Origin of the sequence: Streptomyces sp. PA03-6a, from assembly GCF_033792765.1 — a bacterium.
Classification (GTDB): Bacteria; Actinomycetota; Actinomycetes; order Streptomycetales; family Streptomycetaceae; genus Actinacidiphila.
The window spans coordinates 1-14,914 of sequence record NZ_JARAVK010000227.1 but is presented as its reverse complement, the minus strand read 5'-3'; the positions used below and the strand labels follow the sequence as shown (position 1 = coordinate 14,914).

The window sequence follows — 14,914 nt, the reverse complement described above, 5'->3', positions numbered from 1 at the left end:
TTTTTTGTTCTTTTGTCTTTTTTTTTTTTTTTTTTCACGGCCCGACCACCCACTCACACTCCCCGGGCCTTTGCGGGGGGCGGGTCAGATGTGTTATAGGGCCCGGCTCGTGACCCCCGACGGACAGCGCCGGCCCGTACCGCCCGGCATGGCCGTCGTCCCCGGGACGCTGCGCCCGGGCGACGAGGTACGCCTCGAACTCCCCGTCGCCCCCCGGTGGGTGCACGCCGACCCGCGGGTCGACGCGGTACGGGGCGCGATCGCCCTGGAGCGCGGGCCCGTGGTCTACTGCGTCGAGTCCCCCGACCTCCCGGACGGCCGCGACGTCGACGCGGTCACCGTGGACCCCTCCGTCCCGCCGCGCGACGGGGAGGACGACCGGGTGGTCGTAGCGGGCGAGCTGACCGCCGCGCACGCCGCGGGGTGGTGGCCCTACGCGCACGACCGCCCGCTGGTCCCGGCCGGTGAGCGCATGGAGCTGACACTGGTGCCGTACCTCACCTGGGCGAGCCGCGGACCCTCCACCATGCGTGTCTGGATGCCCACCACCCCGGGTGCCGCGCGGAAGTCCGCGTCGGCGCCGGAAGGCTGACGCCCCGTCACGACCGCCGTGGCGCACGCCGGACGCCGCCGGGCGGGGACGCCCGGCGGCGGCGAGGACTTACGGGATGCGGTCGGTGAGCTCCAGGACCGGCGGGTCGACCCGGAAGGTCTCCGGGTACTTGGCCGCCGCCCCGGTGTTCAGCACCACCACCTCCTCGTCGCCGGACAGCCAGCCCTGCTCGCGAAGGACCCGCACCGCCGACAGCGTCGCCGCGCCCTCCGGGCACAGCAGGGCACCGTCGGCGGCGGCGCACCTGTCGCGGTCGGCGAGCAGCTCCTCGTCGTCGACCGCGACGGCCCGGCCGTCGGTCTCGTACAGCGCGTCCAGGACGAGGAAGTCGCCCAGCGCCTTGGGCACGGTGATGCCGAACGCGACCGTGCGCGCGTCCTGCCACGGCTCACTGGTGCGCTCGCCCTTCTCGAAGGCGCGCACGATGGGGGCGCAGCCGGAGGCCTGCACGCTCACCAGCCGCGGCATCGGCCCCCGCAGCCACCCCAGGGCCCGCAGTTCGACCAGGGCCTTGTGGATGCCGATGAGGCCGACGCCGCCGCCGGTGGGGTAGACGATGACGTCCGGCGCGCGCCAGCCGAGCTGCTCGGCGATCTCCAGACCCATGGTCTTCTTGCCCTCGATGCGGTACGGCTCCTTCAGGGTCGCCGCGTCCATCCAGACACCGGGCTCGGCGGCGATCTTCTCCGCCACCAGCCGGCCCGCGTCGCCGATCAGCCCGTTCACCAGGTACAGCTCGGCCCCGGCGGCAGCGCACTCGGCCCGGGGGATCGACGGCGCGTCCGCCGGCATCGCGACGAGCGCCTCCAGGCCCGCCCGCGCGGCATAGGCCGCCCACGCCGCCCCCGCGTTGCCGTTGGTGGGCATGGCGATCCCGCGCGCGCCCAGTTCGAGGGCCCTGGCCACGCCGACGGCCGCGCCCCGCGCCTTGAAGCTGCCGGTGGGTATCAGCCCCTCGTCCTTCATCACCAGTCCCGGCACGCCGATCGCCGCGCCGTACCGCGGCAGCGGCACCAGGGGCGTCATGCCCTCGCCGAGGGTGACGACGTGTGCCGGATCGCGTACGGGCAGCAGTTCGTGGTAGCGCCACAGGTTCTGCGGGCGGCCCGCGAGGTCCGCGGGTGTGAGGGAGTCCCGGACCCGGTCCAGGTCGTAGCGGGCGAGGAGCGGCGATCCGCACGCGCACAGGTTCTGCACCCGGTCGGCGTCGTGGCGGCGGCCGCACCGCGCGCACTCCAGATGCGTCAGCGCACTGAATGGCAAGGTCATGGTTCCCTTCATACCTCCTTCGGTGCCTGTCGCTAGCATGGGAAGGGCGCCGCCCACGCGGCGCACGAGGTGCCATGGACGACGCGACGACCGGCCCCCCGCCCGCGGAACGCCGCGAGGGCGAGGTGGTCACCAACGACGGAGTGCGCCTGCGCTACACGGAGGCGGGCGCCGGGGAGCCGCTCGTCCTCGTCCCGGGTTTCGCGCAGAGCGCCGCCGAGTTCGGCCCGCAGATCGACGGGCTGAGCGGCCGCCGCCGCGTGATCGCGCCGGACCACCGCGGCCACGGCCGGTCCGCGAGACCCGCCCACGGCTACCGGATCGCCCGGCTGGCGATGGACCTGCACAACCTCCTGGAGGCCCTGGCCCTGCGGGACGTCACCCTGCTCGCCCACTCCATGGGCTGCCCGGTCGTGTGGTCCCACTGGGACCTCTTCGGCGGCGAGCGGATCGCCCGCCTCATCCTGGTCGACCAGCCGCCCGTGATCTCCTCGGCGCTCGCCGGCGCCGGGGACGAGGCGCCGCCCTCCGCGGTGTTCACCCCGGAGATGTCCCAGGGCATCGTCGCCGGGCTGCGCGGCACGCCCGACTCCGCCGCCGCCACATCACGCGCCATCGTCGGCATGCTGCACGGCCCGTCCCTCCCGGACGCGGACGTGGAGTGGCTCGTGGAGCAGAACCGGCTTTTCCCGCCGCGGCACGCCGCCGCGCTGCACCTGGACCACTGCGGGGGCGACTGGAGGGACGTCCTGCCGCGGATCGACGTCCCCACCCTCGTCATCGGCGGCGACCTGAGCATCTTCCCGCCCGGCACGGCCGAGTGGGTCGCCTCCCTGATCCCCGGCGCGCGGGCACGCGTCTTCTCCGCGGCCGAGGGCGGCAGCCACCTGATGTTCCTGGAGAACCCGGCCCTGTTCAACCGCGTCGTGGCCGACTTCCTCGACGAGCCGTGACCCGCCCGCCGGAGCGCATACTGGGGGAGGAGCGACCGGGGATGCCCGGCCGGTCGGGAACGGGTGCGGGAAGCGCGGTGAGTGGACCGGAGATCGACTACCAGGCCGTCTTCGAGGCGTCACCCAGCGCGATGCTGGTGCTGGACCTCGCGCTGGTCATCGTGGACGCGAACGCGTCCTACCGGCGGCTGTTCGACCGTAGCCGGGACCAGCTCGTCGGCCGCTACGTCTTCGACGCCTACCCCGACAACCCCGACGCCCCGCACGGTGCCGGACGCGGCGACATGGAGGCGTCGATGCGCCGGGTGGTGGAGACCGGCGCCCCGGACGCCGCCGGCCCCATGCGCTACGACGTCGAGGACCTGGACCGGCCGGGGGAGTTCGCCGAGCGTTACTGGAGCCCCATCAACGCCCCCGTCCTGGACGCCGCAGGACGCGTCGTCCTGCTCGTGCACCGGCTCGCCGAACTCACCGACCTCGTGCGCTCCGGCGGTTCCGCCGTCGACGACCGCCGCCTGCAGATGGAGGCCGACCTGTACGCCCGCTCCCGCGAGTTGCGGCAGGTCAACGAGCGGCTGCGCCAGTCCCACGCGCGCGAACGCGAGGTCGCCCTCGCCCTGCAGGAGGCGATGCTGCCCGCCCCGCAACCACTGGCCCACCACCGGGCAGCGGTCCGCTACCGGCCCGCGGTCCACGCCCTGGGCGTCTGCGGTGACTGGTACGACGTGACCCAACTGCCCTCCGGCGACGACGCCGTGGCGGTCGGGGACGTCGTCGGCCACGGTCTGGCCGCCGCCGGGGTCATGGGCCAGCTGCGCAGCGCCCTCAGTGCCGCGATCCGCGTCGTGGACGGCCCCGCGAAGGCGCTCGACGGGCTCGACCTGTACGCCCGCTCCGTCGACGGGGCCCTGTCGACCACCGCGGTGCAGACCGTCGTCGCCCGGTCCGGCCACCGCATCACGTACAGCAGTGCCGGCCACCCGCCGCCGGCCCTGGCCGGCCCCGACGGCACCGTGCGCTTCCTGGACCGGGCGACCGACCCACCGCTGGGTGCCGCCTCCGACCACACCCCCCGCCCCCAGGCCACCACCACCTACGCGGACGGCTCCACCCTCGTGCTGTACACCGACGGGCTGATCGAACGCCGCGGGGAGGACATCGACCTCGGCATGCGGCGCCTCGCCGACCGGCTCGCCGAACACCGCCGGCAGGGCCCCGAGGACCTGGCGGACACCCTGATCGCCCTGAGCGCCGGCACCGACGACACGGCCGTGGTCGTCGTCCGCCTCTGAGAGGCCGAGCCGCCCACCGGCCGTGAACGGCCGGTGCGGGGTCGCATCACGGGACGAGTTGGTGGTCCGGACCAGTCCAGGGCGCCGGATGTTCAAGATCGCTTTGCCGGGTCCTCGCCCGGGCCGCGCACGATCCGTGCTGACAGCAGTTCCCCCCAGCACGGAGACGTACATGAGCAATCCCCGCCATCCCAGCCCGGGACGCCGATCGCTGCTGCAGGCGGCGGTCGCGGTGCCCGCGGTGGGCGCCGCGGCGTCGGTCCTCGGCACCGGCACGGCGCAGGCCGCGCCCCGGCACGAGGACCCCGGCACGGCCGGCTCCCGGGACCGTGGCTTCGACGAGGAGAGCCCCCGCTTCGCCCTGGCGGTGCTGCCCGACACGCAGTACCTCTTCGACGCCGACAGCGCCGACCCCGAGCCGCTGAAGGCGACCTTCCGCTACCTGGTGGCGGAGCGCGAGGATGTCAACATCGCGTTCATGACCCACCTCGGAGACGTCACCGAGCACGGCACCGAGCAGGAGATCGAGCTCGCCGCCGACACCTTCCGCACCATCCACGGCAAGGTCCCGTACAGCGTCCTCGCGGGCAACCACGACATCAACGGCGGCACCGACGACCAGCGGGGCGACACCGCGTACCTGCGGGCCTTCGGGCCGAAGCGGTTCACCGCCATGCCGACGTTCGGCGGCTCCTCGCCCGACGGCTACAACAGCTACCACGTGCTGCGCGCGGCCGGCCGCGAGTGGCTCGTGCTCGCCCTGGACTGGCGCGCCTCGGACAAGGGCCTGGCGTGGGCGCAGGGCGTCCTCGACGCCCACCCGACCCTGCCCGCCGTCCTGACCACGCACGACATCGCCTGGGCCGAGGACGACGGCGAGGCGCACCTGTCCGACAACGGGCAGCGCCTGTGGGACCGCATCATCCGCGGCAACGACCAGATCTTCCTCGCGCTGGGCGGCCACTACTGGCCGCCCGGCCGGACCGTGCTCACCAACGACGCCGGGCACGACGTGTACGTCCACATCACCAACTACCAGGACCGCTACTACGGCGGCGCCGGCATGATCCGGCTCTACGCCTTCGACACGGTGCGCAACGTCGTCGACGTGGAGACCTTCTCCCCCTGGTTCCTCGCCCGCGACCCCGCCAAGCGGACGCCGCTGGAGGCGGAGACCATCGAACTGACCGGCGACGTGGACCGGTTCAGCCTCGCGATCGACTTCGCCGAGCGTTTCCGCGGCTTCGACCAGGTGACCCCGCCGAAGCCCCGTCCCGCGCACCGCGTGATGCCCAAGGGCACGGTGGCGTACTGGCGTTTCGACGCCGAGGGCCTGGCCGGCGCGGGCCGCCCCGGTTCCACCGTCGCCGCGGGCACCGTGGCGCGCGACCTGAGCGGCAACGGCAACGACCTGGCGGTGCGGCTCCTGCACGACAGCGCCGCCGAGGTCCTCACCTGGTCGGCGGAGCACCACACCGGCCAGCCGGCCCACGCCAGCCTGCGGTTCGACGGCGGCAAGGGCCCCGACCGGGGGGCGGTCCTCACCACGAAGGCCACGGCGCCGCTCAACAGCATGAAGTTCCGCAAGGGCTTCACCATCGAGACCTTCATCAGGCTGCCCGAGCCCTTCGAGGGCGACCACGCCTGGATGGGCATCCTCAGCTGGGAGGGCCGCAACGGCGACGCCGGGAAGACCACGGGCTGGTCGACCGACGAGCCCACGTGCAGCCTCAACGTCACGCCCGAGCGGTTCCTGCAGTTCGTCCTCTACCCGGACGTCCAGGACGCCGACCCGACCTCGTGGAGCCACGCCCTGCCCGTCGGCCGCTGGACCCACATCGCGGTCGTCAACGACGGCCGTCGCACGGTGATGTACGTCGACGGCTCGAAGATCGCCCGCAACCCGTCCCAGCCGGCCACCGGCATCGAGACGCTGGGCAAGCCCTTCGTCATCGGGGGGACGCAGTTCGCGGAGCAGTTCGGGCAGGGCTTCTACGGCTGGATCGGTGACACCCGTATCGTCGAACGCGCCCTGGCACCGGCGGAGTTCATGACGCCGCGCGTGTGACCGCAGCCGCCCCTGCCGCCTGACGCGGTCCTGCCCCGGGCCCAGCCCGGGGCAGGACCGCGTCGGCGCACCAGGACCGAGGCGGGACGCGGCCGCTCAGTCCTGCATCCAGCGGCTCCGCAGCCGGGCGAGTTCCGCGGACCACCGGCTCCGGCGGTCGCCCACCGCTTCCGAAGCCTCCGGAGGGGACACGGGCAGCCTGACCGATTCGCAGTACGTCTTCCACGCCTGGTACCAGTTGGGCGCCAGGACGGCGGCGAGCATGATCAGCGGCACGAGCACGGCGGATATCAACACGGCTGCTCCCTTCCGTGCGGCCGTCGCGCCGGCGGTGGCGCGAACAACGGTCGGTGGACGCTGGTCCGCCGACCGGACCGGATGAAACGGGCTCCGTCCGTTATCGTCCTCCCGGCCGTGCCGTACGCAAATCGAGTGAACCGTCGCCGCCCGTCCCACTCCTGGTCACGCCGTCGCCGCCAGGTCGCGACGAGGGCCGCGGCCCCGACGCCCCGATGCTCCGAACGGATGACGCGGCACGACCCCTGGCCACAGCTTGCGGGGTCCTCGGCCCTGGCTAGGCCCGGCGGTCGTCGGCCCGCTACAGCTCCATGGCCAGCGCGACGGCCGCGTGGGTGGCCGGGTGCGGGTCGTGGCGGCGCCAGACGAGGCGCACGGGCACCGGGGCGGCGTCCCGCAGCGGGCGGTACACGATGCCGTCGCGGCGGTACTGGGCGGAGGTGGACCGCGGGGTGACGCCGACGCGGCGGCCGGTGGCGATCGCGGCGAGCCAGTCGTCGATGTCGTGGGTGTACTCGACGGCCGGCCGGTCGCCCTCGGGCCACAGGTCGGGGCTGGTCGTGCCCGTCCGCCGGTCGACGACCAGCGTGCGGGCGGCGATCTCGGCGAGCCGGACGCTGCGCCGTCGCGCCCAGGGGTCGTCCGCGGCGAGGGCGACGTAGCGAGGTTCGTGACCGATGAGCGCGTGGGACCAGCGGTCCAGGTCGATGGGGGCGCGGACGACCGCGAGGTCGCACAGGCCCTCGGCAAGACCGGCGGTGGGGGTGTTGTGGCGGATGAGCTGGAGCTCCACGCCGGGGTGGCGGTCCCGCCAGACGCGCTGGAACTCGGTGGTGCGGCGGCCGAAGGCGGACCAGGCGTGGCCGATGTGCAGGCGGGTGTGCCCGGTCGCGGCCTCCCTGACGAGCTCGTCGACACCGCCCAGCAGGACCCGGGCCCGGGCGAGGACCTGCATGCCCGCGGTGGTCGGGGCGACGGTACGGCTGGTGCGGTGCAGCAGTCGCACCCCGAGGACGCGCTCCAGCGCCAGCAGGTTGCGGGAGACCGCCGCCTGGGAGATCCCGAGGTCGAGGGCGGCGTCGGTGAAGCTGCCGGCGTCGAGGATGGCGACCAGGCAGCGCAGGTGCCGGAGCTCGAGTCCGGCGGCTCCTCCACGATGCTCGTCCATGCGTCCAGCGTATCGATGGTGCGTCGTATGCATTTCGCGCATGGCCACCCGCGGCGGGACAGTGGCCCGCATGACGATGGAGACCTCCGGCGACGTCGCGCCGGCCGCACCGGCCGGGGCCGGGGCCGCGGGACGCCTCGGCGGGGTGGCGCTGATGCTGAGCAGCGGCCTGTCCAACCAGGTCGGCGCGTCCGTCGCTGCCCTGGCGTTCCCCGTGATCGGGCCGCTGGGTGTGGTGGCGGTCCGCCAGTGGGTGGCCGCGGCGGTGCTGTGCGGGGCGGGCCGGCCCCGGATGCGGGCCTTCACCGCCGCGCAGTGGCGCCCGGTCCTGGCCCTGGCGGTGGTGTTCGCGGCGATGAACCTCTCCCTCTACACCGCCGTCGACCGCATCGGCCTGGGGCTCGCCGTCACCCTTGAGTTCCTCGGGCCGCTGGCCGTGGCCCTGGTCGGCTCACGCCGCCGCACCCACGTGCTGTGCGCGCTGGCCGTCGCGGCCGCGGTGGTCGTCCTCACCCGCCCCCAGCCCTCCACCGACTACCCGGGCATCGGCCTCGCGCTGCTCGCCGCGGCCTGCTGGGCCTGCTACATCGTGCTCAACCGCGTCGTCGGCGGACGGCTGCCCGGACTGCAGGGCCCGGCCGCCGCCGCTGCCGTCTCCGGCGCCGCCTACGTGCCCGCCGGCGCGCTGGCCCTGTGGTGGCATCCGCCCACCCTCACCGCCCTGGCCTGCGCCGTGACCGCCGGGATCCTCTCCTCCGCCGTACCGTTCCTGTCCGACCTGCTGGCGCTCCGCCGGGTCCCGGCGCACTTCTTCGGCCTCTTCATGAGCGTGAACCCGGTCTTCGCCGCGCTCGTCGGCCTGGTTGTCCTCGACCAGCACCTCGACCCGGCCGCCTGGCTCGCCACGTTCGTGATCGTCACCGCGAACGCGGTGGCGGTCGGCACGGACGCGCGGGAGACTGCCGGGAACGAACCCGTGGGGATGAGAGGGGACAACACATAGCGCCCAGCCATGAGTTGCCGGCGAGCTTCGGTCCATCGGTACGAGCGGCGCTGGGCGTTGCCGGATGGACACCCGGTCGCACGGTCGCCACGGAGCACTGGCGGCGCCAACTGACCGCCGCCGGGTTCGAACCCGACGACGCGGCGGTCGCCGTCTGGGCCGAGTTCGGCGGGCTGACGATCAGGAGTTCCCCGGCCCGTCGCCCCGGCTCGTCCCTGCACGTGGACCCCGTCGACGCCTGCGTCGACACCGCCGAAGAAGCGTCCACGCTGAGGCGGCACTACGCGGAGAACCACACCCCGCTGGGGATGTGGTCGTCCCAGTTCTGCTGCTACCGCGCGGCCGGCGGCCGCGTCATCGCCGTGGGGCCGAACGTCGTGTGGCACCTGGGCGCGACCTTCGCCGAGGCCTTGACCTACATCGTGGACGGCGACGGCGGAGGCAGTCGCGCCGAACCCGCGGACTGGCTCGCCAACTGCCCCACCGCGGGGTGAGAGTGTCCCGCGTGAGCGAATCTTCCGACGATCAGGCGGCCTGCAGGGAGTTCCTGGCCGGGGTCCGCGTGGGCGACGTCTGCGACGGGACGGCGGCGGAGGTCACCCACCGCGAGGTGAGGGTGACGCTGGACGGTTTCCCCGGGCGTCCGCTGGGGACGGTGGGGCCGCTGGACACGTCCTGGATCCGGCGTCCCGACGTCGAACCCGGGCAGCGGATCACCGCCCGGGTGCTGTCCGTCGACGTGGACGGGGCAAGGGTCTTCCTGTCGACGGCAGCCACCGAGCACGCCGAACTGTGGGCGTTCCTGGCGTCGTTGCACCCGGGCGAGCGCATGACCGGCACGATCGCGTCGATCGAGCCGTTCGGGGTGTTCGTGGCGCTGGACGACGGCCCGGGCCACCCGGTCTTCCCCGGCGTGGGGTTCATCACCTTCCCCGAACTCTCCTGGCGCCACTTCGAGGACCCCTCGGAGGTCGTCCGGGTCGGAGAGCGCGTCACGTGTGAGTTCCTCCAGTTCGACACGACGAACGGCGAGGCCCGGCTCTCCCTGCGGGCCACCCTGCCGGACCCCTTCGGGGAGTTCGCGGACCGCACGGAGGTGGGCCGGACGCTGCGCGGACGGGTGACCAAGCTGGTCCCGTTCGGTGCCTTCGTCGAGGTCGCCGACGGGGTCGTGGGGCTGGTGCACCTCCGGGAGCTCGCGGACACGGCCGTGGAGGCGCCGGAGGAGGTCGTCAGGACAGGCGACGGGATCACCGTCGTCGTCATCGAGGTCGACCGCCCGGGCCGCAGGCTCCACCTGTCCCGGCGGCGGGTTCCCGGGGCCCGTCAATCCGACGGATGACGGAGGCGGCCGGGCCCGGCGGTCGTAGGTGAGGGCCGTGCGGGGGGTGGTTCCGCGCCGTCTTGCGCCGGGGGTGTTTCCCACGGTGGGCGGGTTGGGCAGCCAGCAACTGTGCGTGCGTTCCCCGGGGTTCGTTGACACGTGGAGATGAGGGACCAATGCCTCCTGAGATAGTCGGGCGTCGAGGCTCGTTGGCAGGGGAGAGGTTCGGGATCGGCGACAAGCCCCTGACGTTCGGGCGCAAGGCCGGGAACACGGTGGTGATCGCCAGCGTCAGCGTCTCCCGTCTGCACGCGGAGGTGCGCCGCGAGGGCCACGGGTTCGTGCTCTACGACCGGGCGAGCAGCAACGGGACGCGGGTCAACGGGGAGCGCGTGACGTCGCACGTGCTGCAGCCGGGCGACGAGATCTCCATCGGCGACGAGACCTTCGGCTTCGAGGCCGCCGACGCGATGGAGACCATCCTGGACCTCTCCCTGCTGGAGGCGCTGATGCCGCCGACGGAACCGGAGGAACCCGGGCCGGTGCTGAAGGTGACGGTGGCGGGCGGCGGCCCGGTCGGGCTGGCGTTCGCCCTCCTGCTGGAGAACCTGATGGGCCGGCGGGTCCGCGTCACCGTCTACGACGCCCGCTGGGCGCAGGACGGGGACCGCGTCGTCTGGAAGGACGAGGGGCAGGGCAACGTCCGCCGGCAGCAGGTCGTGACGGTGCAGAGCCGGCAGTACCTGAACCTGCCCGAGGAGGTGCAGGCCCGGCTGTTCACGGAGGGCACGTACACCGAGATGTGGCCCGCGGGGCCCGACTCGATCCGCGGTTTCAACCCGCGCAACATACGCATCGCCTACGTCGAGGACACGCTGCTGGACCTCGCCAACGCCAAGCGCGACCGCATCCGCCTGGTGCCCGCCCGGTTCGACGCGGCCGAGCGGCAGGAGACGGTGACCCAGGACCACGTCCTGGCGATCTGCGAGGGCGGACGGTCCCGCACGCGCGAGCACTTCGCCGCCAGGTTCGGGACCGCCGACACGTCCATCTACTCGCTGGACGGCGAGCACCTCCAGGACGTGGTGCTGGGCCTGCGCGTGAAGTCGGGGCTCTCCGACCCCATGACGGTCCTGCTGACCGTCTCGCAGAATCGGTTCCTCCTCAACTCCCTGCGCGGCGAGGGCTTCCTGAACATGCGCCTGACCGACGCCGAGGCGCAGGAGGTCGTCGGGATCGACCCCGTGCGGCAGGTCTTCGAGCAGTGCATCGCCTCCCGCCCCTGCGTGATGAGCCGCGACGGGCACGGGGACTTCCACTGCTCCACCCACAGCACGTTCTTCCTGCCCGCCCTCATCAAGGGTTCGGCGCTCTGGCAGCGCGTCAAGGAGGGCCTGACGCTCTTCGACGTCGACGAGCAGGACCTGACCGCGATCACCGCCTTCCGGCTGGACATGGTGCAGCGGCCGCGTTTCACGGCCCGCCTCCACCCGGCGACCGCGGCCACCCCGGGGACGTACGGGTTCCTGCTCGGGGACGCCGCCAACGCCATCCACTTCTGGCCAGGGCGCGGCCTGAACAGCGGTCTGGCCTCGGCCGTCTCGCTCGCCCGTACGCTCAGCGGCACCTGGCGCGGCAGGCCGTTGCGCGACGCGGACTTCGTACGGCACGAGGCGGCGATGTCGATGCTCCAGTACCGGCACAAGAGCCGCGCCTGGAACGCGATGATCACCACGGACGAGAACGGGGTGGGCCAGGCGATCAAGGACAAGATCGCGCGGAGCATCGAGGAGTCCGCCGCCGGGAAGCCGGACCGTGAGGCCGACCTCGACGCCCTCATGGAGCAGCTCCGCGCGATCCGGGAACGGCTCGCTCCGCGCATCGCCGGGATGCCGGACGACGCCACCCTGCGGGAGCACCTGGAGACCCTCGGGAGCGAGACGCTGCGCACCCTGCGGGACAGCGGTCCGTGGGACACCGTCACCGTCGGCGGCGAGGAGGTCGACATCGACATCTTCTACCGGGACGCACGGCCCGCGTCGCGCACGGCCCCGGTGGCCGGCTGAGCCGCCAGGTCAGAACGCGACCGGCCCGGGCGGTGCGGCGCCCGGCTCGTCGAGGACGGCGGTGATCAACCCGGGGAAGCGGCGCTCCAGGTCCTCGCGGCGCAGGCTGACCAGGCGCTGCCGGCCGTGCGGGTCGTTGCGGACGACCCCGGCCTCGCGGAGCGTCTTGAGGTGGTGGGAGAGCGTGGACTTGGGGATCTCCCCGTTGACGGGCTGGCAGGCCGACCCCTCCAGGGGGCGGTCGGCCAGCCGGCGCACCAGCTCCAGCCGTGAGGGGTCGCTCAGGGCGAAGAGCACGTCGGTCAGCACCAGGTCCGCGGCGTCGGGGTGCGGCAGCTCCCGGGGGGCTCCAGTCATGGTTCGATAATAGTTGAACAATCGGCGCGTGTGTGCCTACCCTCGAATGGTTCGATATTTTTGGAACCGTTCGGGAGTACCGATATGCACACCCAGCGCACCGCGAGGCGGATGCCGCGTCCGGTCGGCTTCTGGCTGCTGGCCACCACCCTGCTCGCCTTCCTGGCCGCCTCCAGTGCGCCCTCCCCGCTCTACGTGGTCTACCAGCACCAATGGGGCTTCTCGCCGATCGTGCTCACCACGGTCTTCGCGGTCTACGTGCTGGCGCTGCTGGTGGCGCTGCTCACCGTCGGAGGGCTGTCCGACCACGTCGGCCGGCGGCCGGTGCTCCTGGCGGCGCTGGTCGTCGAGGCCGCGGCCATGGTCGTGTTCCTCACCGCGGACGGCGTCGGACCGCTGTTCCTGGCCCGCATCCTGCAGGGCGTGGCGACGGGCGCGGCCGCCGGCGCCATCAGCGCGGGGCTGATCGACCTGCAGCCCTCGCCCACCTCGCCCCTCGGCTCCCTGCTGAACACCGTGGCGCCGGCCACCGGACTGGCCGCCGGTGCGCTGGGTGCGGGTCTGCTGGTGCAGTACGCCCCGGCCCCCACGCGGCTGGTCTTCGTCGTGCTGACCGCCGTGTTCGTGGTGCTGGCGGCGCTGGTGCTGTTCCTGCCCGATCCCGTCTCGCCGCGCCCGGGGGCCTGGGCCTCGCTGCGGCCCCGGGCGGCCGTGCCGGTCCAGGCCCGCCGGACCTTCCTGGCGGCGACGCCCTGCCTCGTCGCCACCTGGGCGATGGGCGGTCTCTACCTCGCCCTCGGCCCCTCCCTGACCGCCGGGGTGCTGCACATCGGCAGCCACCTGGTCGGCGGCCTGGTGGTGACCACCCTCTTCGGTGTGGCGGCCGTCGCCTCGCTGGTGGTGCGCGACGTGACGCCGCGGCGGATGATGACCGGCGGCTCGGCGGTGCTCGCGGTGGGCACCGGACTCACGCTGCTCGCCCTCGCCGGGCCCTCGACGGCGCTGTTCTTCCTCGGGACCGGCCTCGCCGGGTTCGGCTTCGGCGCCGCCTTCCTGGGTGCCTTCCGCTCCCTGGCGGCACTGGCCCGGCCCACCGAGCGGGCGGAACTGTTCGCGTCGGTCTACGTCGTGAGCTACCTGGCCCTGAGCGTTCCCGCCGTACTGGCCGGGCTCGCCGTGCCGTCCTTCGGTCTGCACTCCACGGCGACGGTGTACGGCGCCGGGGTGGTCGTGCTCGCGCTGCTGGCGGTCGTTTCGGGAGCCGTCGTCCGCAGGCCCCCCGTCGTGGTGCCGGCGCCGGCCCCGCCCGCGGAGGAGCCGGCCGCCTCCACCCGCCGGCTGACCGCGACCGCCGCGGTCTCCGGCCCGGCCCGCGGGCCCGGCTCCCCGGCGGACGTCTGACCGCGGCGCGGCCCGCCCCGGCCTGTCGTCGCAGGTCACGGGCCGGGCCGGGCGCACCGGTCGCGGGTATGGTGGAAACAGCCCGGCCCGCCCCGTCCGATCAGGCGTCCGTGCGCCGGGAACGCAGCCGTACGGGATGGCCGGCATGGGTGCTCCCACAACGATCCCCTCCGCCGCGGCGGACCCGCTGTCGGGCCCCGGCACCGCCGTGGTCGTGGTCGACGGCGCGGGGGTGGTGCGCGGATGGAGCGAGGGAGCCGTGCGACTGCTCGGCCGCCCGGCCCCCGAGGCGATCGGCAGGCCGCTCGCGGACGTCCTCCCGCCGGTGGGGACCGCGGCGTACCGGGCCGGAACGCCGGACCTGGTGACGCGACTCGGCTCGGCGCGGGGCTGGGAGGGCCGGCAGGCCGTACGTCACGGGGACGGCCGCCGCCTCGACCTGGAGGTGAAGATCCTGCCCGTCCAGGACTCGGGCGACCGCTCGCTGCGGCTGATCCTCGCGGCCGACCTGACGCGGAGCTGGTGGACGAGCGCCAGCCGCTCCCTGCTGGAGGGCATCACCCTCACCGCACCGGTGGGCATGGCCATGATCGACACGGACTTGCGGCTCGCCTGGGTGAACGACGCCATGGAGCAGCTGTGCGGCATTCCGCGCGAGCGCTTCCTCGGCCGGTGCCTTGGGGACGTCCTGCCGGGCCTGGACGTGGCGGACACCGAGGCGGAGATCCGTCAGGTGATGGAGACCGGGCTCCCCTCCACCGGCCGCGAGTACTTCGGCCACGTCCTGTCCGACCCGGACCGGGTCACCTACTCCACGTCGTGCTTCCGCCTGGAGAGCGAGTACGGGCAGCCGCTGGGCGCCTGCTACATCGTCCTGTCCACCACCGACCACTACCGCGTCCGGCAGAAGCTGAAGCTGCTGAACGAGGCCCGCAAGCGCATGGGCAGCGCGCTCGACGTCCCGCGCACCGCACAGGAACTGGCGGACGCCGCCGTCCCCGGCCTCGCCGACCACGTCACCGTCGACCTCCTCGACCCGGTGCTCCACGGTGACGAGCCCCCGCCCGGCGCAGCGCAGTTGGGCACCGGTGGCAGCGTCGGGC

14 protein-coding genes are annotated in these 14,914 nt (G+C 73.5%); 10 read left to right on the top strand and 4 right to left on the bottom strand.

Features of this window, described 5'->3' with window-relative positions; genetic code table 11:
* The first annotated feature begins 109 nt into the window (after positions 1-109).
* Positions 110-592, top strand: a complete 483-nt coding sequence (locus tag PV350_RS36480; RefSeq protein WP_500337794.1) for a hypothetical protein — start codon at positions 110-112, stop codon at positions 590-592.
* Positions 593-661: 69 nt separating this feature from the next.
* Here the strand turns inward: PV350_RS36480 and PV350_RS36475 are convergent, their stop codons facing one another.
* Entirely contained in the window at positions 662-1,882 is a 1,221-nt protein-coding gene (locus PV350_RS36475) for a threonine synthase (RefSeq protein WP_500337793.1), read from the bottom strand.
* Positions 1,883-1,956: 74 nt separating this feature from the next.
* Here PV350_RS36475 and PV350_RS36470 point away from each other — a divergent pair, with 74 nt between their 5' ends.
* From PV350_RS36470 to PV350_RS36460, 3 genes are all read left to right on the top strand, one after another.
* Positions 1,957-2,835 (top strand): alpha/beta fold hydrolase, encoded by an 879-nt coding sequence (locus tag PV350_RS36470; protein WP_499516067.1) that lies wholly within the window; start codon positions 1,957-1,959, stop codon positions 2,833-2,835.
* Between the two features lie 77 nt (positions 2,836-2,912).
* Positions 2,913-4,127 (top strand): PP2C family protein-serine/threonine phosphatase, encoded by a 1,215-nt coding sequence (locus PV350_RS36465; RefSeq protein ID WP_500337792.1) that lies wholly within the window; start codon positions 2,913-2,915, stop codon positions 4,125-4,127.
* Positions 4,128-4,299: 172 nt separating this feature from the next.
* Positions 4,300-6,195: a LamG-like jellyroll fold domain-containing protein gene (locus PV350_RS36460; RefSeq protein ID WP_500337790.1), complete on the top strand. Its 1,896-nt coding sequence runs from the start codon at positions 4,300-4,302 to the stop codon at positions 6,193-6,195.
* 96 nt (positions 6,196-6,291) lie between these two features.
* Here the strand turns inward: PV350_RS36460 and PV350_RS36455 are convergent, their stop codons facing one another.
* Both PV350_RS36455 and PV350_RS36450 read right to left on the bottom strand, forming a co-directional pair.
* On the bottom strand, positions 6,292-6,492 hold the full coding sequence (locus PV350_RS36455; RefSeq protein ID WP_499516070.1) for a hypothetical protein: 201 nt from the start codon (positions 6,490-6,492) through the stop codon (positions 6,292-6,294).
* Positions 6,493-6,793: 301 nt separating this feature from the next.
* Positions 6,794-7,660: a LysR family transcriptional regulator gene (locus PV350_RS36450; protein ID WP_500337789.1), complete on the bottom strand. Its 867-nt coding sequence runs from the start codon at positions 7,658-7,660 to the stop codon at positions 6,794-6,796.
* A 154-nt stretch (positions 7,661-7,814) separates the two neighbouring features.
* Here PV350_RS36450 and PV350_RS36445 point away from each other — a divergent pair, with 154 nt between their 5' ends.
* The 4 genes from PV350_RS36445 (at position 7,815) to PV350_RS36430 (ending at position 12,053) form a co-directional block, all read left to right on the top strand.
* On the top strand, positions 7,815-8,663 hold the full coding sequence (locus PV350_RS36445) for an EamA family transporter (RefSeq protein WP_499517031.1): 849 nt from the start codon (positions 7,815-7,817) through the stop codon (positions 8,661-8,663).
* Between the two features lie 14 nt (positions 8,664-8,677).
* Positions 8,678-9,157 (top strand): SUKH-3 domain-containing protein, encoded by a 480-nt coding sequence (locus PV350_RS36440; protein WP_499516072.1) that lies wholly within the window; start codon positions 8,678-8,680, stop codon positions 9,155-9,157.
* A gap of 11 nt (positions 9,158-9,168) precedes the next feature.
* Positions 9,169-10,005, top strand: coding sequence for a S1 RNA-binding domain-containing protein (locus PV350_RS36435; RefSeq protein ID WP_499516073.1), 837 nt, complete (start codon positions 9,169-9,171; stop codon positions 10,003-10,005).
* A 191-nt stretch (positions 10,006-10,196) separates the two neighbouring features.
* A complete protein-coding gene (locus tag PV350_RS36430; RefSeq protein WP_500337788.1) occupies positions 10,197-12,053 on the top strand; it encodes an FHA domain-containing protein in 1,857 nt (618 codons plus the stop codon).
* A 9-nt stretch (positions 12,054-12,062) separates the two neighbouring features.
* Here PV350_RS36430 and PV350_RS36425 read toward each other — a convergent pair whose 3' ends face one another.
* Positions 12,063-12,410 (bottom strand): ArsR/SmtB family transcription factor, encoded by a 348-nt coding sequence (locus tag PV350_RS36425; RefSeq protein WP_499516075.1) that lies wholly within the window; start codon positions 12,408-12,410, stop codon positions 12,063-12,065.
* A gap of 84 nt (positions 12,411-12,494) precedes the next feature.
* Between PV350_RS36425 and PV350_RS36420 the strand changes: the two genes are divergently transcribed.
* A complete protein-coding gene (locus tag PV350_RS36420; protein ID WP_499516076.1) occupies positions 12,495-13,811 on the top strand; it encodes an MFS transporter in 1,317 nt (438 codons plus the stop codon).
* A 145-nt stretch (positions 13,812-13,956) separates the two neighbouring features.
* Positions 13,957-14,914, top strand: a 958-nt coding sequence (locus PV350_RS36415; protein WP_500337786.1) for a PAS domain-containing protein, incomplete at its 3' end; no start/stop codon positions are given.